The 20880-nt window shown below is 64.7% G+C and carries 14 protein-coding genes; 3 read left to right on the top strand and 11 right to left on the bottom strand.

Annotated elements, in window-relative coordinates:
- Positions 1–33: 33 nt before the first annotated feature.
- From uvrC to AC5RV1_RS01595, 8 genes are all read right to left on the bottom strand, one after another.
- Positions 34–2079 carry an excinuclease ABC subunit UvrC gene (uvrC, locus tag AC5RV1_RS01560; protein WP_493993234.1) on the bottom strand — a complete coding sequence of 682 codons (2046 nt, stop codon included), beginning with the start codon at positions 2077–2079 and terminating at the stop codon, positions 34–36.
- Positions 2080–2156: 77 nt separating this feature from the next.
- Positions 2157–2825, bottom strand: a complete 669-nt coding sequence (locus tag AC5RV1_RS01565) for a lysophospholipid acyltransferase family protein (RefSeq protein ID WP_493948259.1) — start codon at positions 2823–2825, stop codon at positions 2157–2159.
- Positions 2812–3528, bottom strand: coding sequence for an HAD hydrolase-like protein (locus AC5RV1_RS01570; RefSeq protein ID WP_493993235.1), 717 nt, complete (start codon positions 3526–3528; stop codon positions 2812–2814). The genes AC5RV1_RS01565 and AC5RV1_RS01570 overlap by 14 nt, the downstream gene beginning before the upstream one ends.
- A gap of 67 nt (positions 3529–3595) precedes the next feature.
- Positions 3596–6520 (bottom strand): excinuclease ABC subunit UvrA, encoded by a 2925-nt coding sequence (uvrA, locus tag AC5RV1_RS01575; RefSeq protein ID WP_493993236.1) that lies wholly within the window; start codon positions 6518–6520, stop codon positions 3596–3598.
- Positions 6521–6567: 47 nt separating this feature from the next.
- The gene (locus AC5RV1_RS01580) at positions 6568–6948 is read right to left on the bottom strand and encodes a GntR family transcriptional regulator (RefSeq protein ID WP_493948256.1); all 381 of its coding nucleotides are present in this window, start codon (positions 6946–6948) and stop codon (positions 6568–6570) included.
- Complete coding sequence (locus AC5RV1_RS01585) at positions 6945–8759, bottom strand: ABC transporter ATP-binding protein (protein WP_493993237.1); 1815 nt, start codon at positions 8757–8759, stop codon at positions 6945–6947. The genes AC5RV1_RS01580 and AC5RV1_RS01585 overlap by 4 nt, the downstream gene beginning before the upstream one ends.
- Positions 8756–10528 carry an ABC transporter ATP-binding protein gene (locus AC5RV1_RS01590; RefSeq protein WP_493993238.1) on the bottom strand — a complete coding sequence of 591 codons (1773 nt, stop codon included), beginning with the start codon at positions 10526–10528 and terminating at the stop codon, positions 8756–8758. Before AC5RV1_RS01590 ends, AC5RV1_RS01585 begins: the two co-directional genes overlap by 4 nt.
- 161 nt (positions 10529–10689) lie before the next feature.
- Complete coding sequence (locus tag AC5RV1_RS01595; RefSeq protein ID WP_493993239.1) at positions 10690–11469, bottom strand: trans-aconitate 2-methyltransferase; 780 nt, start codon at positions 11467–11469, stop codon at positions 10690–10692.
- A gap of 96 nt (positions 11470–11565) precedes the next feature.
- Between AC5RV1_RS01595 and AC5RV1_RS01600 the strand changes: the two genes are divergently transcribed.
- The 3 genes from AC5RV1_RS01600 (at position 11566) to AC5RV1_RS01610 (ending at position 16019) form a co-directional block, all read left to right on the top strand.
- The gene (locus AC5RV1_RS01600) at positions 11566–14112 is read left to right on the top strand and encodes a DEAD/DEAH box helicase (RefSeq protein WP_493993240.1); all 2547 of its coding nucleotides are present in this window, start codon (positions 11566–11568) and stop codon (positions 14110–14112) included.
- 70 nt (positions 14113–14182) lie between these two features.
- A complete protein-coding gene (locus AC5RV1_RS01605; RefSeq protein WP_493948251.1) occupies positions 14183–14683 on the top strand; it encodes a GNAT family N-acetyltransferase in 501 nt (166 codons plus the stop codon).
- Positions 14676–16019 (top strand): alpha/beta fold hydrolase, encoded by a 1344-nt coding sequence (locus AC5RV1_RS01610; protein WP_493993241.1) that lies wholly within the window; start codon positions 14676–14678, stop codon positions 16017–16019. The genes AC5RV1_RS01605 and AC5RV1_RS01610 overlap by 8 nt, the downstream gene beginning before the upstream one ends.
- Positions 16020–16032: 13 nt before the next feature.
- Here AC5RV1_RS01610 and AC5RV1_RS01615 read toward each other — a convergent pair whose 3' ends face one another.
- The 3 genes from AC5RV1_RS01615 to uvrB form a co-directional block, all read right to left on the bottom strand.
- Positions 16033–17406: an MFS transporter gene (locus AC5RV1_RS01615; protein WP_493993242.1), complete on the bottom strand. Its 1374-nt coding sequence runs from the start codon at positions 17404–17406 to the stop codon at positions 16033–16035.
- Between the two features lie 106 nt (positions 17407–17512).
- Positions 17513–18541: a TerC family protein gene (locus AC5RV1_RS01620; protein WP_493948248.1), complete on the bottom strand. Its 1029-nt coding sequence runs from the start codon at positions 18539–18541 to the stop codon at positions 17513–17515.
- Between the two features lie 203 nt (positions 18542–18744).
- The gene (gene uvrB, locus AC5RV1_RS01625; protein ID WP_163163500.1) at positions 18745–20841 is read right to left on the bottom strand and encodes an excinuclease ABC subunit UvrB; all 2097 of its coding nucleotides are present in this window, start codon (positions 20839–20841) and stop codon (positions 18745–18747) included.
- Positions 20842–20880: the final 39 nt, after the last annotated feature.

Here is a 20880-nt window from a genome sequence, read left to right on the forward strand (position 1 = left end):
TCTTTGAACTCCGCTGCGTTTCAGCAGTGTCCACTAGGATTCGATGACTTCACCGGTGGTCATGTTGATGGCCGGTACGGCGGCTGCCTCCGGTCCGCCGGCGGAGAAATGGCTGACGATGGCGCCCGCGAGGGCAGGTCCGATCCCCTTCGCTTCGGAAAGCTCCGCCACGGAAGCCGCCTTGACGCCCTTCACGGATCCAAAGTGCGCCAGGAGGGCCTTCCGCTTGGAGGCGCCGAGGCCGGGAACGCCGTCCAGGGCGGAGACGGTCATCGCCTTCCCGCGCTTTTGCCGGTGGAACGAGATGGCGAACCGGTGGGCCTCGTCGCGGATCCGCTGGAGCAGGTACAGCCCCTGGGATGTGCGGGGCAGGATCACCGGGAAGTCGCTGTCCGGCAGCCAGACCTCTTCCAGGCGCTTGGCCAGGCCCACGACGTATACGTCGTCGATGCCCAGATCTGCCAGCGCCCGGGCGGCGGCGTTGACCTGGGGTTTTCCGCCGTCTACCACCACAAGGTTGGGCGGGTAGGCGAACTTGGCGCGCGGCGCCGGCGTGGTGGTGTCCAGCAGGGCCGCGTTCCTGGCCGGTTCCTGCTGCCCCGTCTCCACACCCCCGGCTTCACGCTGGTCCGTTTCGTCCGCGCTGGAGTTGAGGACGGCCTCGTCCACCTGCGCCGACTTGTCCTGGAGGTAATGGCGGAACCGCCGGGTCAGGACGTCGTGCATCGCGGCAGTGTCGTCGGTGGCCGCGGCACCCGTGATCGAGAACTTCCGGTAATCGGACTTCTTCGGAAGGCCGTCCTCCACCACAACCATCGATGCCACCACGTTGGTGCCCTGGACGTGGGAGACGTCGAAGCATTCAATGCGCAGCAGGGGCACCGGAAGGTCCAGCGCCTCCTGCAGTTCCTGCAGGGCCTGCGACCGCACGGTAATGTCCCCCGCCCGGCGGGTCTTGTGCAGCTTCAATGCGTGCTCGGCGTTCTCGCGCACCGTGGACATCAGGGCGGCTTTGTCCCCGCGCTGCGGCACCCGGATGTCCACCTTGGCGCCGCGCATCCCACCCAGCCACTCGGTCAGTTCCGCGGCGTTGCTGGGTGCGACCGGCACCAGGACTTCGCGGGGCAGCCGGCCGTGGCCGTGCCCCTCGTCCCCGTAGACCTGCTGCAGGAGGTGTTCCACGAGGTCGGGGGTGGTGGAATCCTCTACCTTCTCGACCACCCAGCCGCGCTGGCCGCGGACTCGGCCGCCGCGGACGTGGAACACCTGCACGGCGGCTTCCAGTTCGTCCTCGTGCAGGGCGAAGATATCGGCGTCGGTGTCTTCCGCCAACACCACTGCATTCCTCTCAAAAACCTTGCGCAGTGCCGCGATGTCGTCGCGCAGCCGGGCCGCCCGCTCATAGTTGAGCTCCGCTACCGCTTCCGCCATCTGCTTTTCGAGCTTGGCGATGAAACGTTTGGCCTCCCCGCCCATAAAAGCGCAGAAATCGTCGGCGAGGGCGCGGTGGTCTTCCGGCGAGATGCGGCCCACGCAGGGTGCCGAGCATTTGTCGATGTACCCCAGCAGGCAGGGCCGGCCGCTTGCTTCGGCGCGCTTGAAGACACCGGCACTGCAGCTGCGCACCGGGAAGACGCGGAGCAGCGTATCCATGGTTTCCCGGATGGCTCCTGCGGTGTACGGCCCGAAGTAGCGGGTGCCCTTCCTCCGGTCGCCACGCATCACCTGCACGCGCGGGTACTTTTCGCCCATGGTTACGGCGAGGTAAGGGTAGGTCTTGTCGTCGCGGAAGACGACGTTGAACCGGGGCTTGAACTCTTTGATCCAGGTGTATTCCAGCTGCAGCGATTCCAGCTCACTGCCCACCACGGTCCATTCCACGCTGCTGGCCGCGTGGACCATCGCGTAGGTCTTGGGCAGGAGCCCGGCAGGGTTGGCAAAGTACGAATTTAGCCGGGAGCGGAGGCTTTTCGCCTTGCCTACGTAGATGACCCGCCCGTTGGGGTCGCGGAACCGGTACACCCCTGGGTTGGTGGGAATCTCACCCGTCTGCGGGCGGTAACTTGCTGGATTTGCCACCTATCCATTCTACTGAGGCGCACCGGGTGCCTCCGCCACACGGAGCCACCCGGGCCTTAACCCGAGGCCGGCGGTTCCTAATCGGCGATCTTGGCCTGGTTGTAGCTGGTGGACCGCTCCTGGCCGCTGAGTTCAGCAATGGCGTCCATGATGCGGTCGGTGACTTCCCGGCGGGCCGGCAGCGAGTGGTCCGGTCCCGTCTTGTCGAAGTACAGGGGCTCCCCCACCTTCATGGTGAAGTGCTGCGGCCGGACGCCCTTCTCCCCGGCGCGCTGAAGGTTTTCCGTTCCGATCAGGCCCACCGGGATGACCGGGGCTCCGGTGGTCAACGCCAGCCAGCCCACGCCGGTGCGCCCACGGTACAGGATGCCGTCCCGGGAACGGGTGCCTTCGGGATAGATCCCGATGCCCTTGCCCGACTCGAGGATGTCCAGCAGGGTCTTGAGCGCCTGGACGCTGGCGGCCTGCTCACCGCGTTCCACGGGGATGGAGCCCACGGATTCGAAGAAGGACTTCATGACCTTGCCCTTAACGCCACCGGTGGTAAAGTACTCCGCCTTTGCGAAGAACGCCACCGGGCGCGGCATCAGCGCCTGGACGATGACGCTGTCAAAGAAGGAGAGGTGGTTGGGTGCGACAATGAACGGACCGTCTGTGGGCACGTTCTCCAGTCCGATGACGGTGGGCCGGCAGGAGCCGGAGATCAAGCTTCGCGTGGTCCAGCGGACAGCCTCAAAAAGTGCCATCGTTCGTCACCTCGCTCATGGCGGCACTGTGGATTGCCTGCAACCCGTCGATGGTGAAAACCAGCTCCGCGGCGGTTTCCACAACGCTTACGGCACCCGCCGTTTCCAGCTCCCCGTCGGGGGCAAAGCCCCAGGTAACGCCGATGCAGTCCAGGCCGTTGGCAATGGCGCCCGCCACATCCTGGGCCCGGTCCCCGACCATCAGCGCGTGCTGCGTGCCCAGGTCCTTTAAGGCTGCGGCGATGATCTCCGTCTTGCCCAGCGGAACGCCTTCCACAGCGGATTCGTCATCTGCCGATCCGTGGATGCCGTGGAACAGCCCGTCGATTCCGTGGTGCTCTAGGACCGTGCGCGCCAGGCCTTGGGGTTTCTGCGTTGCCACGGCGATCGGCCGGCCTGCGGCAGCGTAGGACTCAAGGACCTCCCGGACGCCCGGGTAGAGCCGGCTCTGGGCGATTCCGGTAGACACGTAATACTCCCGGTAGCGGCGGATAACGTCGTCCAGCAGCTCCGCCGGCACCTGGGCCACGTTGAGCAGCGAGTCGCTCAGCTTGGGGCCAATCATCGCTTCGAGCAGGTCCTGGCCGGGAACCGGAAGCCCCAGCCCGCGAAGGGCTGAAGCAATTCCGTCTGTTATCCCACCGGCCGGATCGACAAGAGTGCCGTCCAGGTCAAAGATCACGGGCACTGTTGTTTGAGTCACCGGGTTAGTTTCTCACGACAGCACGCATGCCTGAAACTCGCATACCCGCCAAGGAATACTTTGCTCCTTAGGGCAGGATTTCCGCGAGGAAAGTGGCGGTGTGGCTGGTGGTGGACTTGGCGAGCTGTTCGGGGGTACCGGCAGCGACGATCTGGCCGCCTCCCGAGCCGCCGTCCGGACCGAGGTCAACAATCCAGTCGGCACTCTTGATGACATCCAGGTTGTGTTCGATGGTGATCACCGTGTTGCCTTTGTCCACCAGGCCCTGCAGGACCATCAGGAGCTTGCGGATGTCCTCGAAGTGGAGGCCCGTAGTGGGCTCGTCCAGGACATAGACACTGCGGCCGTTCGAACGCTTTTGCAGTTCAGCGGCCAGCTTGACGCGCTGGGCCTCGCCGCCGGACAGCGTGGTAGCCGGCTGGCCCAGTCGGACGTAGCCCAGGCCTACGTCTACGAGGGTGTTCAGGTGACGCGCAATCGGGGAGAAGGCGGCGAAGAACTCCGCGCCCTCCTCGATGGGCATGTTGAGCACGTCCGCGATGGTCTTGCCCTTGTAATGCACTTCCAGGGTCTCGCGGTTGTACCGGGCGCCGTGGCACACCTCACACGGAACGTAGACGTCCGGCAGGAAGTTCATTTCGATCTTCAGCGTGCCGTCGCCGGAGCATGCTTCGCAGCGCCCGCCCTTGACGTTGAAGGAGAACCGGCCTGGAAGGTAGCCGCGGACCTTCGCTTCGGTGGTCTCCGCGAAAAGCTTGCGGATGTTGTCAAAGACGCCCGTGTACGTGGCCGGGTTCGAGCGCGGCGTACGGCCGATGGGGCTCTGGTCAACGTGCACCACCTTGTCCAGGTGTTCCAGTCCCTGGACGGTCTTATGCCGCCCGGCTACCTGCTTGGCGCCGTTAAGTTTGTTGGCCAGCACTTTGTACAGGATCTCGTTCACAAGCGTCGATTTGCCCGAACCGCTCACGCCGGTCACGGCGGTGAAAAGGCCCAGCGGGAACACGGCGTCGACGTTGACGAGGTTGTTTTCCCGTGCGCCGATCACCTTCAGTTCACGCTTCTTGTCGTACTTCCGGCGCTTCTTCGGAACCTCGATCTGCTTGCGCCCGGACAGGTAGTCGCCGGTCAGTGACGCGGTGTTTTCCAGCAGTTCCTTGTAGGAACCGGAGTGGACCACCTGGCCGCCGTGTTCGCCGGCGCCGGGTCCGATGTCCACCACCCAGTCCGCTACGTGGATGGTGTCTTCGTCATGCTCCACCACGATGAGCGTGTTGCCCATGTCCCGCAACCGGGTGAGGGTGTCGATCAGGCGCCGGTTGTCGCGCTGGTGCAGCCCGATGGAGGGTTCGTCGAGGACATACAGGACACCCACCAGGCCGGAGCCGATCTGGGTGGCAAGCCGGATGCGCTGGGCTTCCCCGCCGGAGAGCGTGGCGGACGGCCTTTCAAGGTTCAGGTATTCCAGCCCGACGTCCAGCAGGAAGGTCAGCCGGGCCTGGATTTCCTTGAGCACCTGGTGCGCGATCTGGGCCTCACGGCCGGTGAGCACGAGGTTGTTCAGGAATTCGGCGCAGTCACGCATGGGGAGGGCGGCGACGTCGGCAATGGACTTGCCGTTGATAAGCACCGATAGGGAAGCAGGGTTGAGCCGGGCGCCGTTGCATGCGGGGCAGGGAATCTGCCGCATGTACTCTTCGTAGCGGTCGCGGGCCCAATCCGAATCCGTCTCGCCGTGCTTGCGGTGGACGTACTGGATGGCACCTTCAAAGCCGGTGCTGTACTTCCGTTCCCGGCCGAACCGGTTGCGGTATTGAACAACAACCTTGTGGTCCTTGCCGTGCAGGACGGTCTGGCGGACGTCGCTGCCCAGCTTCTCCCACGGGGTGTCCATGGAGAAGCCGAGTTCCTTGGCCAGTCCTTCCAGGAGCCTGTTCCAGTATTCAGTGGTGGCAGTGCCCAGGGACCAGGGAGCGATGGCGCCTTCGGACAGGGAGAGTTCCGGGTTGGGAACGATGAGTTCCTCGTCCACCTCCAGCTTGGTACCGATGCCGCTGCAGGCCGCGCAGGCGCCGAAAGGGTTGTTGAAGGAGAACGACCGGGGCTCGATTTCGTCGATGGCCAGCGGGTGTTCGTTCGGGCACGCCAGGTTCTCGGAGAACGCCCGGAGGCGGTGCGGATCGTCAGCGTCCAGATCCACGAATTCGGCGAGGACCCGGCCCTCGGCGAGGCCAAGGGCGGTTTCGATGGAGTCGGTGAGCCGCTGGCTGATGCCTTCCTTGACCACCAGGCGGTCAACCACAACTTCGATGGTGTGCTTAAACTGCTTGCCCAGCTTTGGCGGGTCGCTCAGCTGGACCAGGTTTCCGTCCACGCGGGCCCGGGAGTACCCCTTGGCGGTCAGTTCCTTGAAGAGGTCGACAAACTCCCCCTTCCGCCCGCGCACCACCGGAGCGAGGACCTGGAAGCGGGTGCCCTCGTCCAGCTCGAGGAGCTGGTCAACGATCTGCTGTGGTGTCTGCTTGGCCACAGGCTCTCCGCATACCGGGCAGTGCGGCCGGCCAACGCGCGCCCAGAGCAAACGCATGTAGTCGTAGATCTCGGTGATGGTTCCCACTGTTGAGCGGGGGTTCTTGCTGGTGGACTTCTGGTCGATGGAGACGGCCGGTGACAGCCCCTCGATGAAATCGACGTCGGGCTTGTCCACCTGCCCGAGAAATTGCCGGGCGTAGGCGGAGAGCGATTCGACGTAGCGGCGCTGCCCCTCGGCGAAAATGGTGTCGAAGGCGAGCGACGACTTGCCGGAGCCGGACAACCCGGTGAAGACGATCATGGCGTCACGCGGCAGGTCCAGATCCACGTTGCGCAGGTTGTGCTCCCGGGCACCCTTGACTACGAGGCGGGAAAGGTCCGGGCGCTTCGGCGGCGCGATCCGGGCTACGGCGGCTTCAACGGAATGGATGGCAGATTCTTCAGCTACGGCTTTAGGCACCCACTAATGCTAATCGAAAACTTCTTCGAACATCCACGCGGCAGCCCTCAGCCGCCGTCGTACGCTGCTGCCAGCAGCTGCACCGCCTCGGCGAACGACGCACCCTGAGCTTTGGCCGCGGCAGCATAGGCTGCGGCAGCCTCGGAAAGTCCACCGAGACGTTCATCACGCGCACACACCACCGTGCCGTTCCTCCCACGCGTGGCCACGACGCCGGCCGCCTCAAGCTCCTTGTATGCCCTGGCCACCGTGTGCGGGGCGACGTCCAACTTCTCCGCCAGGGCCCTGACAGCGGGCAGGCGCGTCCCCGGCGGCAGCTTTCCGCCGTCAGCCAGATGGATGACCTGGAGCCTCAGCTGCTCGAACAGCGGTACCGAGCTGGCCGCGTTCGGCTTCCACGAGCCCGGAAAGCCGGCCGCCGCGCTCAAATGCCGGCCTCGAGCACGCCGGGGCGTCCCGCCTGCCGCGCGAACTGGGCGCTGTAAAGCCTGGTGTAGTAACTGTTCGCGGCCAGGAGGTCCTGGTGGCTGCCCTGCTCGACGATGCGTCCGTGGTCCATGACCACGATTAGATCAGCGTCGCGCACGGTGGACAAACGGTGCGCAATAACAAAGCTGGTCCTGCCGCTGCGCAACCGCTGCATGGCCTGGCGGATCAGCAGCTCCGTCCGTGAATCCACTGAACTCGTTGCTTCATCGAGGATCAGTACCGACCGTCCCGCCAGCTGCGCCCTGGCGATGGTGATCAGCTGCCGCTGGCCCTGGCTCAACCCGTCGCCGCCGTTCTCCAGCACGGTGTCGTACCCGCGGGGCAGGGACCTGACGAAGCGGTCCACGTAGCTGGCCTCCGCCGCCGCCAGGATGTCGGCTTCTGCTGCGCCGGGGTTTCCATAGGCGATGTTCTCCCGGATGGTGCCCGCGAAGAGCCACGCGTCCTGCAGCACCACACCGAATTGTGCCCGCAGGAGGTCCCGTGGAATGGCCGCGATGTCCCTCCCGTCGATAGTGATCCGTCCTGAACGTGGTTCGCAGAACCGCAGCAGGAGGTTGATGACGGTGCTCTTGCCCGCACCGGTGTGCCCAACAATCGCCACCGTCCGGCCCGGTTCCACCGCAAAGGTAAGGTTTCGGACCGCCGGCGCTGCCTGCGGATAACCGAAGGTCACGTCATCGAAGACGATCCGTCCGGGCGTCGCGGGCACCTCACCCGCTGCCGGCGGATCAGCGGGCTCCTCCCCCGCATCCAGCAGTACGAAAACACGGGCTGCGGAAGCCGCGCACGACTGCATGAGGTTCAGCATGCCTCCGATCTGGCCGACAGGCTGGGTAAAAAGCCTGCTGAACTGGATGAAGGCCTGGATGCCACCGATGGTCATGGCGCCGGCGATGACCTGGAGGGCCCCGACCACGGCCACGGCAATGTAGTTGAGGTTGGACATCAGGACCATCAGTGGCTGCACCACCCCGGCTGAATACTGTGCCTTGGTGGCGGCGCGTGCGAGCCGCTCGTTGCTCCGGGCGAAGACTTCCGCAGCCTGTGACTGCTGCCCGAACGCCTTGATGACCTCGTGGCCGGTGACGAACTCCTCCACGTGTGCATTGAGTTCGCCGGTTTCGGTCCACTGCCGGGCGAACTGGGCCTGGGACTTCCTCGCCACGAGCACCGTGATGAGGGTGGAAAAGGGAACCGTCGCGATCGCGATTGCAGCCAGCAGCGGCGATATCCACAGCATCATGGCCAGCGAACCGCACAGCATCAGGACGGACATGATCAGTTGCGTTAGGAGCTGGTTCAGCGCCTGGGTGATGTTGTCGATGTCGTTGGTGGCACGGCTCAGGACATCGCCCCTGGAACGTTCCCGGAAGTAGTGCACCGGCAGCCGGTGCAGTTTTTCCTCCACTGACTCCCGCAGTCCGTACATCAGGCCCTGCACGGAGTAGGCGGATAATGCGCCTTGGATCCAGTTGAAAAGGGAAGCGCAGACATACATCAGCGCCACGGCCCCGAGGAGGACTCCGAGCCCGTCCTGGTCCAGGGCGCCGCGGAGGACGCCTTCAACCACGATGTCGGTGGCGTCACCGAGATACTTGGGCGCGGCGACGTTCATCCCCGCGAAGGCGCAGGTGGCGGCGACGGCGCCCAGCATGCGCAGGCGGAAGGGCCGCAGCAAGGCAAGAAGCCGGCGTGCGGTGGGCCAGAACCTTTCCGGAGTCTGTTCGACGGCGGCTGGCTGAGTCATGGGCGTCCGTCCAGTGCCAACTGGGACTCGGCTATCTCCCGGTAGGTGGAGGATGTTTCCAGCAACTCCTGGTGTGTTCCCTGCCCGACGAGCCGGCCGCCGTCGAGCACCAGGATCAGTCCCGCGTCTTCAACCGCAGAAATACGCTCGGCGACCACTATGACCGTGGCGGCGGCCAGCGTGGATTGCAGGGCCTGCCTCAGCCTGGTGTCCGTGTCATAGTCGAGAGCGGAAAAACTGTCATCGAACAGGTACAGGGAAGTCTTGCGGAGCAGGGCGCGGGCAATGCACAGCCGCTGCCGCTGGCCCCCCGAGAGGTTGGTGCCGCCCTGGCCAAGCGGCGTGGCAAGTCCCAGTGGCAAATCCCGCATGAAGCGCATGGTCTGGGCAGTTTCGAGGATCTCCCAGAGTTCCTCGTCCGTTGCGTCCGGGGCAGCGATGCGAAGGTTGTCCGCGATGGTGCCGGTGAAGAGGTGCGAGTGCTGGGGAACTATCGCCATGGCGGCGCGCAGGGTTTCCAGGGAAGCGTCCTTGATGTCCACGCCCCCCAGGCTGATGTTTCCGGCCGTGGAATCCAGGAAGCGCGGGATCAGGTTGAGGAGGGTGGACTTCCCACTGCCGGTAGAGCCAACGATCGCCGTTGTGGTGCCCGGGCGTGCGGTGAAACTGATGCCGGCAAGGACGGGCTCCTCTGCACCCGGATAGGAGAAGCCCACGTCAGAGAACTCCAGGGTACCGGGAGGCACGGTACGAGCTGTTTGGACGTCAGGGCCAGCCGCGGGACTGTCTCCGCTCTTCAGGTGAAGAGGTTTTGGGTCCAGCGGTTCCCGTACTGACGGCTCGGTGTCCAGGACGGCGCTGATCCGCTCTGCGCAGACCGCTGCGCGGGGTGCCGTCATCAGGACGTACATCGACATCATGATGGCCAGCAGGATCTGCAGGATATAAGCAATGAACGCTGTCAGCGCCCCGATGTTCATCAGGCCGCCCTGGATCCGGTGTCCCCCGAACCACACCACAGCCACGGAGGAAATGTTGACCACCAGCATGACCAGCGGGAGCATGCCGGCAACCAGCAGCGCGGACTGCAGGTTATTGGCAGTGAGGCTGCTGTTAACCCGGGCGAAGCGGCGCACTTCCCGGTCCTGGCGGACAAAGGACCGGATCACACCGGCACCGATGATTTGCTCACGAAGGATTCCGCCGGCGCGGTCCAGCAGATCCTGCCCTTCCCGGTAGAGCGGGATCAGCCTCCGGACAATGAGGTACATAATCAGCAGGAGCAGCGGCACTATGACGATCACCACCGATGACAGCGCCACGTCCTGCTGCAGGGCCAGGACCACGCCCCCCACCCCCATGGCCGGCCCGGCTACCAGCATGGTGAACACCAGCACAGCGAACGCCTGGACCTGCTGCGTGTCGTTGGTGGCACGGGTGGTCAGGCTTTGGGTCCCGAAAACGGCAACGTCCTGGGAGGACAGCGACTGGATCCTTGCAAAGATTTCCCCCCGCAGCTGTTGCCCCATCCTCATCGCAACAACCGCGCCGAGGTATCCCGCTGCGACGGCGGCCGCCGCCTGGAGAATCGCGATCACGGCCATCACCGCGCCCAGGCGGGAGATCACGTCGGTCCGGCCAGTGACGATTCCGTCGTCAATGATCGCGGCGTTGACTGTAGGCAACAGGAGGTTCGCCGCGGCCTGAACCAGCTGCAGGAGGACGATGGCGGTCACGGCGGGCTTGTGGTCCGCCAACAGCCGCCTCATTAATGCAATCAGCACCATACCTCCACTGCGGTCAGGGAGGCCGCCATAGGCGGTAACGGCCTCCCCCAACGGCCAATCACGCAATTGTAAGCCACATCACTTACGCTTTGTGTCACACGCCATGACGCCTTTGTAGAGAACATCCAGCGAATGGAGGTTCCTCAACCGTTCCTGCGACCTACTGCGAAAATCCGGCGGAAGGGAAAGACGGTTCCGTGCGGGCCAGCCGGGTAGGCGTTTCGAAGGGCTGCCGCATACTCGGCCTCGAAGTCGGCGCCCTCCTCCGCCGGCAGAACCGCCAGGACGGGCCGCAGGGCAGTACCGCGCACCCACTCCAGAACTGGATCCCGGCCGGGCAGCACCTGCTGGTAGGTTGTCTCCCACGCGTCCGCCGAGAAGCCGGCGTCGAGCAGTATTCGAAGGTAATCCGCGGGTTCACCCACCGACTCGCCGCCCCGCAGCACCCCCCGGAGCTTGGGTGCCCACCGGGAGGACCCGGCGAGCTCCCTCATCAGCGCATGGGACGGTGCGTTGAAGTTTCCTGGAACCTGCATGGCAAACCATGAGCCCGGACGGAGCGCCGCCAGCCAGGAACGCATCATGTCCTGGTGGCCGGGAACCCACTGCAGTGCCGCGTTGCTCACCACTACCCCGGTTTCCGCGGATGGCATCCACTCAGCTATGTCCATGAGGGCAAACCGCAGGGAGGGCGTTCCCTGGGCAACTGCTTCGGCTTTGGCCAGCATCTCCGCCGAGGAATCCAGCCCGACGACGTCGGCTTCAGGCCAGCGCTCCGCGAGCGTGGCTGTGAGGTTTCCCGGCCCGCACCCCAAGTCCACTACCTGCCCGGGCGACGCAGCGTCCACCCTGCCCGTGAGGTCGAAGAACGGCCGATGCCGGTGATCGCCGAACTGGACGTATTTCGCCGGATCCCATTTCATGTCATCTGTCTCCACGTTCTGGTTCTGCAGGTACGCCGAAGCCTAACCCGGAGGCAGCGGATTACGGGCCGCGTCAGGGCACTAAGCTGGAAATCAATGAAACTCGTTGACCAGCTGCCCCTTCTGCCCGCCCGCGACCTGCCCGCTTCCGCCGTCGATCCTGACGCTTTGTACACCCGGTTCGTTGAGTGGACGGAAAGCCGGGGGCTGGAGCTGTACGCCGCGCAGGACGAAGCAATTATGGAGCTGGCTACGGGGGCCAACGTCATCCTGGCCACGCCCACCGGTTCCGGAAAGTCCCTCGTAGCCATTGCCGCCCACTTCCAAGCGATGGCCCAGGGCCGGCGCAGCTACTACACGGCGCCGATCAAGGCGCTGGTTTCAGAAAAGTTCTTTGCCCTCTGCGAGATTTTCGGCGCCGAGAACGTGGGCATGATCACCGGCGATTCCGGTGTCAACCAGGACGCCCCCATCATCTGTTGTACGGCCGAGATCCTGGCCAATACGGCGCTCCGCGAAGGGGCGGCAGCGGAGCTGGGCTCGGTGATCATGGACGAGTTCCACTTCTACTCGGACCCGCAGCGCGGCTGGGCGTGGCAGGTGCCCCTGCTGGAGCTCCCCCAGGCACAATTCCTCCTGATGTCGGCCACGCTGGGGGACGTCAGCAGGTTTGAAGAAGGACTGACCAAGCTGACCGGACGGGCCACCACCACGGTGAGCTCGGCGGAGCGGCCCATTCCGCTGCATTACTACTACCACGAGACCCCTGTTCACGAGACGCTCGAGGAGCTGCTCTCCACCAAGCAGGTGCCGGTGTATGTGGTGCACTTCAGCCAGATCGAGGCGATCGACCGCGCGCAGACGCTGATGAGCATCAACGTCTGCACCCGCGAGGAGAAGGACAGGATCGCCGAGCTGATCGCCAACTTCCGTTTCGCCGCCGGTTTCGGCAAGACGCTCAACCGCCTGGTCCGCCACGGCATTGGAGTGCACCACGCGGGCATGCTCCCGAAATACCGCCGGCTGGTGGAGCAGCTGGCGCAGGCCGGCCTCCTGAAAGTCATCTGCGGCACGGACACCCTGGGCGTGGGCATCAACGTGCCCATCCGCACCGTGCTTCTGACCGCCCTGAGCAAGTACGACGGCGTCCGCACCCGGCTGCTCAACCCGCGTGAGTTCCACCAGATTGCCGGCAGGGCCGGACGGGCAGGCTACGACACCGCCGGGACCGTGGTGGTCCAGGCCCCCGAGCACGTCACGGAGAACGTCAAGGCGATGGCCAAGGCCACCGCCAAATTCGGAGACGACCAGAAGAAGCTGCGCCAGGTGGTGAAGAAAAAGCCGCCGGAGGGCTTTGTGTCCTGGGGCGAACCCACGTTCAAGCGGCTGGTCGAATCGGTGCCGGAACCCCTCACATCCAGCTTCACCGTGACACACGCCATGCTGATGAACCTGATGGAACGGCCCGGGGACCCCTTTGCCGCAGCCCGCCGCCTCCTGACCGAAAACCACGAGTCCCGCTCCTCGCAGCTGCAGCTCATGAAGAAGGCCCTGGGCATCTACCGTGAGTTGCTGGCCGCCGAGGTGGTGGAGCGCATCCCGCCCGAACAGCAGGGGTCCGACGGCCGTACTGTTCGCCTTACCGTCCACCTGCAGCCCAACTTCGCACTGAACCAGCCGCTGTCCCCATTCGCATTGGCCGCGCTGGAGCTCCTTGACCCGGAGTCGCCGTCGTACGCCCTGGATGTGGTGTCCGTGATCGAGGCGACGCTGGAAAAGCCGCGCCAGATCCTGTCTGCCCAGCAGAAAAAGGCCCGCGGTGAAGCTATAGCTGCGATGAAGGCGGACGGCATCGAGTACGACCAGCGCATGGCGATGCTGGAGGAAGTGACGTACCCGCAGCCCCTGGCCGGGATCCTGAGCGAAGCCTTCGAGGTGTACCGCAAAGCCGCGCCGTGGGTGGGCGATTTCGAACTGGCGCCAAAATCCGTGGTGCGGGACATGTACGAGCGTGCCATGAACTTCGGCGAGTTCGTGCAGTTCTATGGCCTGGCCCGCTCGGAAGGCATCGTCCTGCGATACCTGGCGGATGCCTTCAAGGCCCTGCGGCAGACAGTGCCACAGGACATGCTGCGGGAAGACCTGGAAGACCTCAACGCCTGGCTGGGCGAGCTGGTCCGCCAGGTTGACTCCAGCCTGCTGGACGAGTGGGAGGAATTGACCTCGGGCGCGGCCCCCACCCCGCACGATGCACCGCCGCCTCCGCCGCCGTCGCTCACCTCCAACATCCGCGCCTTCCGGGTGATGGTCCGCAACGAGATGTTCCGGCGGGTGGAATTGTTCGCGGATGAGGACGCCGCGGCCCTGGGTGAACTGGACGGCGCCGCAGGTTGGGACGCGGACCGCTGGGAAGATGTCCTGGATGACTACTTCGACGAGCACAACGACATCGGCACGGGCCCGGACGCCCGCGGCCCCGGACTCCTCATCATCACCGAGGAGCCCGGTGTGTGGAAGGTCCGGCAGATCTTTGACGACCCCGCCCGGAACCACGACTGGGGAATCTCTGCCGAGGTGGATTTGGAGGCCTCGGATGAAACCGGAACAGCCGTGGTGCGGGTGACGGACGTGAACCGGCTCTGACAGTCCGCGCCGCCCCCGCTTTGGGGGGCGGGCGGACAGCGGCGGCACGGTCCGGCGGTAAGCTCGAACAATGAGTGTAATCCGCCCTGCAACGCCGCACGACGTCCCCGCGATCCTCCGCATGATCCACGAACTGGCGCACTATGAGAAGGAACCGGACGCAGTCCGCAACACCCCGGAGATGCTGCAGCATGTTCTCTTCGGCGAGAACCCGCGGGTCTTTGCGGCCATGGCTGAGAACGATCACGGCGATGTCCGGGGCTTTGCCCTGTGGTTCCTGAACTACTCAACGTGGGAAGGTGTCCACGGGATCTACCTGGAGGACCTCTACGTCAGCCCGGAGGCGCGGGGCGAGGGGCACGGGAAGGCGCTGCTGCAGCACTTGGCCGGCATCGCTGTCGAGAACGGCTACGCGAGGGTGGAGTGGAGCGTGCTGGACTGGAACGAGCCGTCCATCAACTTTTACCGCCGCCTGGGCGCCCGGCCCATGGACGGCTGGTCCACCTTCCGCCTCACGGGCGACGCCCTCGAGCAGTTCGGCAGCGCCGTGCAGGCCACCGCCAATGGCTGACGTGGAGGTGGCCGCCGCACGCGGGCAGGTGCGGCACGAGGTTCGTGCCCGGCATGAATTCCGCAACATGCGAACGGTTGAGCATTTCTTTACGGTGCCATTGGACCATTTCGTCTCCTCCCCCGATCCGGAAACCATCACGGTATTCGCCCGCGAATATGTTTCGGCCTCGCACAGCGAGGAGGAGGCCGCGGAGCTGCCCTGGCTGTTGTTCCTGCAGGGCGGTCCGGGCGGCCGCGGCAACAGGTTCGGTTCGCTGGGCGGCTGGAGCAAGGCCGCCGCCAAAGACTTCCGGATCCTGATGCTGGACCAGCGCGGCACCGGGCTGTCCACTCCCCTTGACCGAAACACCCTGCCCCTGCGCGGCACGGCGGAACAGCAGGCCGCTTTCCTGGAGCACTTCCGGGCTGATTCAATCGTGGCCGACGCTGAACTGATCCGGGGTGCGCTGGGCTCGGGACCCTGGAGCATCTACGGGCAGAGCTATGGCGGCTTCTGCGCGCTCACCTACCTCTCGTTTGCCCCTGCAGGCTTGCGTGAGGCGCTCATCACCGGTGGCCTTGCCCCGCTGACCGGCTCCGCTGATGACGTGTACCGCGCCACTTTCAAGCGCGTGGCAGCGCGCAACGCGGAATACTTCGGCTGGTACCCCGAAGACCGGGCCACGGTCGAGCGGATTGGGCGCCATCTGCGGAGCACCCCGGAGTTCCTGCCCGACGGCGGCCCCCTCACCGTGGAGCGCTTCCAAATGGCGGGGGCGTTCCTGGGCGGCAACACCAGGGTGGACAGCCTGCACTACCTGCTGGAGGATGCGTTCATCGAGGCCGCCGGGGGCAGCCGGCTTTCGGATCCCTTCCTGGAACAGATGCAGGGGATCGTGTCCCGCCGCTCCAACCCGTTGTATGCCCTGATGCATGAGTCCATCTACGGGCAGGGCGAGGCCACTGACTGGTCTGCCTGGCGGGTGCTGCGCGAGTTTCCGGAGTTCAGGCCGGACGCGGATCCGCTGCTGCTCACAGGCGAAATGGTGTACCCCTGGTACTTTGACCAGGACCCCGCGCTGCGGCCCCTGCGCGAAGTGGCAGGGCTGCTGGCAGCGAAGCCGGACTGGAAGCCCCTCTACGACGTCAATCAGCTGGCCGCCAACACTGTTCCCGTAGCCGCGGCCATCTACTCGGATGACATTTACGTGGACCGGAACCTGTCCCTGGAGACGGCTTCGGCTGTCCACGGACTACAGGTGTGGGAGACGCCGGACTTCCATCACGACGGAATTGCCGACGACGGTGAGGGAATCTTCGCCCGCCTGCTGGGTATGGCACGTTCCAGCAATTGACGTTATGCCGTGCCTACGGCACCAGCGTCCCCCGGCGGCGAGCCACGACTGTTACCGCTGCCGCGACTAGTACGGCAGCTCCCACCAGGGCTCCCGCCATGTTCAGCCCCAGGTAGCCGGCCTGGCTAAGCACCAGGCCGGACATGGCGCCGCCAACTGCGCCGGCGATCCCCATGAGCATGTCCGAAACACCTTGGACCACCACACGGGAGTCCTGGCCCACGCTCTCAGCCAGGAGCGTAGAGCCGGAGATAGTGGACGCGGACCAGCCCAGGCCCAGCAGGACAAGCCCCACGGCGACTGCGACGGTGGAGCCCTGGCCGAAGCCGGCGACGGCGACAGCGGTGATCAGCAGGCAGAAGCCGATTACGATGGTTTCGGTCCTCCCTGCCTTGTCGGTCAGCCAGCCCATCACCGGTGACAGCGCAAACATACCCGCGATATGCAACGAGATGGTGAATCCGATGATCACCAGCACATCACCCGACGCCGTGTGGCCGGCATGTGAGGCTGCCGGCCCTTCGACGAGGTGCTGCAGGTGCAGCGGCGTCATGGACATAACACCCACCATCACAGCGTGGGCCCCGACCACCGCGGACACGGCGAGCAGCGCCATCCGGGAACTGCGGATGGCCCGCATCCCCCGGGACAGGGACCCACCCGGCCGGATTGAAGGGGACAGGACGCGCAAAGCTTCGGCCTGGGGACTCCCCGGAACTGGAGAGGCTGCTTGGGCGGGAGCCGCCGCGGCTGCGAGGCTGCGTGCCAGCAGCAGGGGGTCGGGCCTCAGGCCCACCAAGAGCAGCACAGTGGCCACGAGGAGCCCGGCCCCGGAGATCACGAACGGACCTGCGACGGGCGGCAGGCCGAGCGCCTCGCCCACCACGGTGCCGGGCTGGATCAGGTTGGGCCCGGCCACGGCGCCGACTGTCACTGCCCACACCACAGCGGACAGCGACCGTCCCCGGTGTTCGGCATCTGCGAGGTCGACTGCGGCAAATCGTGCCTGCAGGCTTGCGGCAGTACCGACTCCGATACCGGCCGCACCCAGGACCAGCAGGAAGAAGACGCCCCAAACTATGGACAGCACCATCAGCAGGGTGCCCAGCAGTGCGGCCGAGAGCCCGGCCACCTGGCCGATCCGGCGTCCGCGTCGGTCAGCCAGGGACGCGAGAGGCAAAGCAGCCAGTGCGGCCCCCAACGTCATAACCGTAGCTACCGCACCCGCCCACGCGCTTGATCCTGAGAGCTCGACGGCCAGGATGGAACCGATGGAAACCGTGGCCCCGGTTCCGATCCCGCCAAAGACCTGGGCTGCACTCAGCAGCACCACGGTGCGGCGTTGCACCTGGCGCACTCCGCTTTCCGTCATCAAAGTGCCGGCCATGATCAGAGCTTAGTCCTCGGCGTCCAGGTGTTATAGGGCTACTTTAAAGCCAGCAATCCCGGCCACAGGGCGGCCGGGATTGCAGGTGTTTCATAAGCGGAAAGAACTAGTCGACGTCGCTGTGGCTCTTGCGTACGTCTTCTTCGAGGCGCGGATCCAGGTGGGCTTCCTTCGCCTTGGAGCTGAGCAGGCTCGCAACCACTGCGATGATGATGGTGCCAACGATGACCGCCAGGGACACAAAGGTGGGGATCTCGGGAGCCCATTCGATGTGCTGGCCGCCGTTGATGAACGGCAGTTCGTTGACGTGCATTGCGTGCAGGACCAGCTTGACGCCGATGAACGCCAGGATGAAGGACAGGGCGTGCTTCAGGTAGATCAGGCGGTTCATCAGGCCACCCAGCAGGAAGTACAGCTGGCGCAGGCCCATCAGGGCGAACAGGTTCGCCGTGAAGACGATGAACGGGCTCTGGGTCAGGCCGAAGATCGCTGGAATGGAGTCAACGGCGAAGAGCAGGTCCGTGAGGCCGATGGTGATGAACACGATCAGCATCGGGGTGAAGACCTTCTTGCCGTCCACCGTGGTGCGCAGCTTGCCGCCGTCGAACTTCTCGGACATGGGGATGACCTTGCGGATCTTGGCGATCAGCGGGTTCTCCCGGTCTTCTTCGTCTTCGCCTTCGTCCTGGGCCTGCTTCCAAGCGGTCCAGAGCAGGAAGGCGCCGAAGATGTAGAACACCCAGCTGAACTGTTCGATCACAATGGCGCCGAGCAGGATGAAGATGCCGCGCAGGATCAGGGCGATGATGATGCCCACCATCAACACTTCCTGCTGGTACTTCCGGGGTACGGAGAACCTGGCCATGATGATGATGAACACAAACAGGTTGTCGATGCTGAGGCTGTATTCCGTTACCCAGCCGGCGACGAACTGTCCGCCGTATTCAGGGCCGGTGAAGGCGAACATGGCGCCGGCGAACACCAGAGCCAGGCTGACGTAGAACGCCACCCACAGTCCGGCTTCCTTCATGGAGGGCTCGTGGGGGCGGCGCACCACGAGGAGAAGGTCGATCAGGAGGATCAGGCCGAGGACGACAAGGGAGCCGACCTCGAACCACACGGGCAAATCGAGCACAGGGTAGCCTTTCGCAGGGTACAGAGATGCAGTGTAAGTCTCTCCGGCCTGCCTGTGCACTTGGTGCTGATGTGGCGGCCCGCTACGCCCGGCGGGGCAACCGTGCCCTGCGTGTTGACGATCGTAGCGCTCGGGATACTCCCCTACGTGGCATTAACTGTACCCCAGGCTGGTGCCCAGCCAGGTCACTGATGGCGTTTGCGTCAGGCGTGCCCGGCGGCCTGCATCTGGCGCAGTTCCTTTTTCAGCTCGCTGACTTCGTCCCTGATCCGGGCCGCCACCTCGAACTGCAGCTCGGCAGCGGCCCCGTGCATCTGTTCCGTCAGCTGTTCGATCAGGCCTACCAGGTCCTCCGCCGGTGCGGCGGCGAGGCCGTCGGAGCGCACCTGGGCGGCGCCCTTTGCAGCGGCCTTCCGTTTGCCGCCCTTGGCCAGTCGGTTGTTCTTGAGCAGTTCCTGGGTGTCGGCATCTTCCCTGGCAAGCTGGTCGGTGATGTCGGCGATCTTTTTCCGCAGCGGCTGCGGATCCACGCCGTTTTCCGTGTTGTAGGCCACCTGGATGGCACGGCGCCGGTTGGTTTCCTCGATGGCGTGGGCCATGGAGTCCGTGATTCGGTCGGCGTACATGTGCACCTGGCCGGACACGTTTCGTGCAGCACGGCCGATGGTCTGGATCAGGGACGTGGAGGACCGCAGGAAGCCTTCCTTGTCCGCGTCCAGGATGCTGACCAGGGAGACTTCCGGCAGGTCCAGGCCCTCACGGAGCAGGTTGATGCCCACCAGGACGTCGAAACTGCCCATCCTGAGTTCACGCAGCAACTCCACCCGGCGCAGCGTATCGACGTCGGAGTGCAGGTACTCCACTTTGATGCCATGGCCCAAAAGGTAGTCGGTGAGGTCCTCGGCCATGCGCTTGGTGAGGGTAGTGACAAGGACACGCTCGTCCTTCTCCACGCGGGTCCTGATTTCGCCGAGGAGATCGTCGATCTGGCCTTTGGTGGGCTTGACGATGACTTCGGGGTCGATGAGGCCGGTGGGCCTGATGATCTGCTGGACCGTCCCGTCCGCTTTGCCCAGCTCGTATTTGCCGGGTGTCGCGGAAAGGTAGACGGTCTGCCCGATGCGTTCCAGGAACTCGTCCCACTTCAGCGGCCGGTTGTCCATGGCGGACGGCAGCCGGAAGCCGTGGTCCACCAGGGTCCGCTTGCGGGACATATCCCCTTCATACATGGCGCCGATCTGCGGGATGGTCACGTGGGATTCATCCACCACCAGCAAGAAGTCGTCCGGGAAGTAGTCGATAAGGCAGTGCGGAGCGGTGCCGCCGCCGCGGCCGTCGATGTGGCGTGAGTAGTTTTCGATGCCGTTGCAGAAGCCCATCTGCTGCATCATCTCGAGGTCGTAGGTGGTGCGCATGCGAAGGCGCTGCGCTTCCACCAGCTTGTTCTGCCCTTCCAGCACGGCCAGCCGTTCGGCGAGCTCATCCTCGATGGCCTTAATGGCGCGGGTCATCCGTTCCGGTCCGGCCACGTAGTGCGATGCCGGGAAGACGTACATCTCGGTTTCCTCGCGGATCACTTCGCCCGTAACCGGATGCAGCGTGTAGATGTTCTCCACTTCGTCGCCAAAGAACTCGATTCGCAGGGCCAGTTCCTCGTACATTGGGATGATCTCGACCGTATCGCCGCGCACCCGGAAGGTGCCGCGGTGGAAATCCATGTCATTGCGGGTGTACTGCATGGAAACGAATTTCCGCAGGAGCGCGTCCCGGTTCATCTCCTGGCCCCTGCGGAGGGTGACCATGCCGGCGATGTACTCTTCCGGGGTGCCCAGGCCGTAGATGCAGGAGACAGTGGCCACCACGATGACGTCACGCCGGGTCAGCAGGGCGTTGGTTGCGGAATGCCGCAGCCGCTCCACTTCCTCATTCACGGAGGAGTCCTTCTCAATGAAGGTGTCCGTCTGCGGTACGTAGGCTTCCGGCTGGTAGTAGTCGTAGTACGAAACGAAGTACTCCACCGCGTTGTTGGGCAGGAGCTCACGGAATTCGTTGGCCAGCTGCGCTGCGAGGGTCTTGTTCTGGACCATCACCAGGGTGGGCCGCTGGACCTGTTCGATCAGCCACGCCGTCGTGGCGCTCTTGCCGGTACCGGTGGCGCCGAGCAGCACAACGTCCTTCTCGCCGTTCTTGATACGTTCCGTCAGCTCCGCAATCGCGGCTGGCTGGTCCCCGGCAGGCTTGAACTCGCTGATGACCTCGAAGGGGGCTACAACACGGTTGATCTCCTGCGCAAGGCTCATGGTTCTAATTTACCGTGGGGCACCGACACTGGGAGGGCA

This window comes from Arthrobacter sp. Hb9-2 (assembly GCF_059091165.1).

What these genes read in the sequence shown, in the direction of transcription:
- AC5RV1_RS01565 (WP_493948259.1), bottom strand. Translation starts at nt 2,825, where the DNA reads ATGGCACTTTTTGAGGCTGTCCGCTGGACCACGCGAAGCTTGATCTCC.
- AC5RV1_RS01585 (WP_493993237.1), bottom strand. Translation starts at nt 8,759, where the DNA reads ATGACTCAGCCAGCCGCCGTCGAACAGACTCCGGAAAGGTTCTGGCCC.
- AC5RV1_RS01590 (WP_493993238.1), bottom strand. Translation starts at nt 10,528, where the DNA reads ATGAGGCGGCTGTTGGCGGACCACAAGCCCGCCGTGACCGCCATCGTC.
- AC5RV1_RS01595 (WP_493993239.1), bottom strand. Translation starts at nt 11,469, where the DNA reads ATGAAATGGGATCCGGCGAAATACGTCCAGTTCGGCGATCACCGGCAT.
- AC5RV1_RS01600 (WP_493993240.1), top strand. Translation starts at nt 11,566, where the DNA reads ATGAAACTCGTTGACCAGCTGCCCCTTCTGCCCGCCCGCGACCTGCCC.
- AC5RV1_RS01605 (WP_493948251.1), top strand. Translation starts at nt 14,183, where the DNA reads ATGAGTGTAATCCGCCCTGCAACGCCGCACGACGTCCCCGCGATCCTC.
- AC5RV1_RS01610 (WP_493993241.1), top strand. Translation starts at nt 14,676, where the DNA reads ATGGCTGACGTGGAGGTGGCCGCCGCACGCGGGCAGGTGCGGCACGAG.
- AC5RV1_RS01615 (WP_493993242.1), bottom strand. Translation starts at nt 17,406, where the DNA reads ATGGCCGGCACTTTGATGACGGAAAGCGGAGTGCGCCAGGTGCAACGC.
- uvrB (WP_163163500.1), bottom strand. Translation starts at nt 20,841, where the DNA reads ATGAGCCTTGCGCAGGAGATCAACCGTGTTGTAGCCCCCTTCGAGGTC.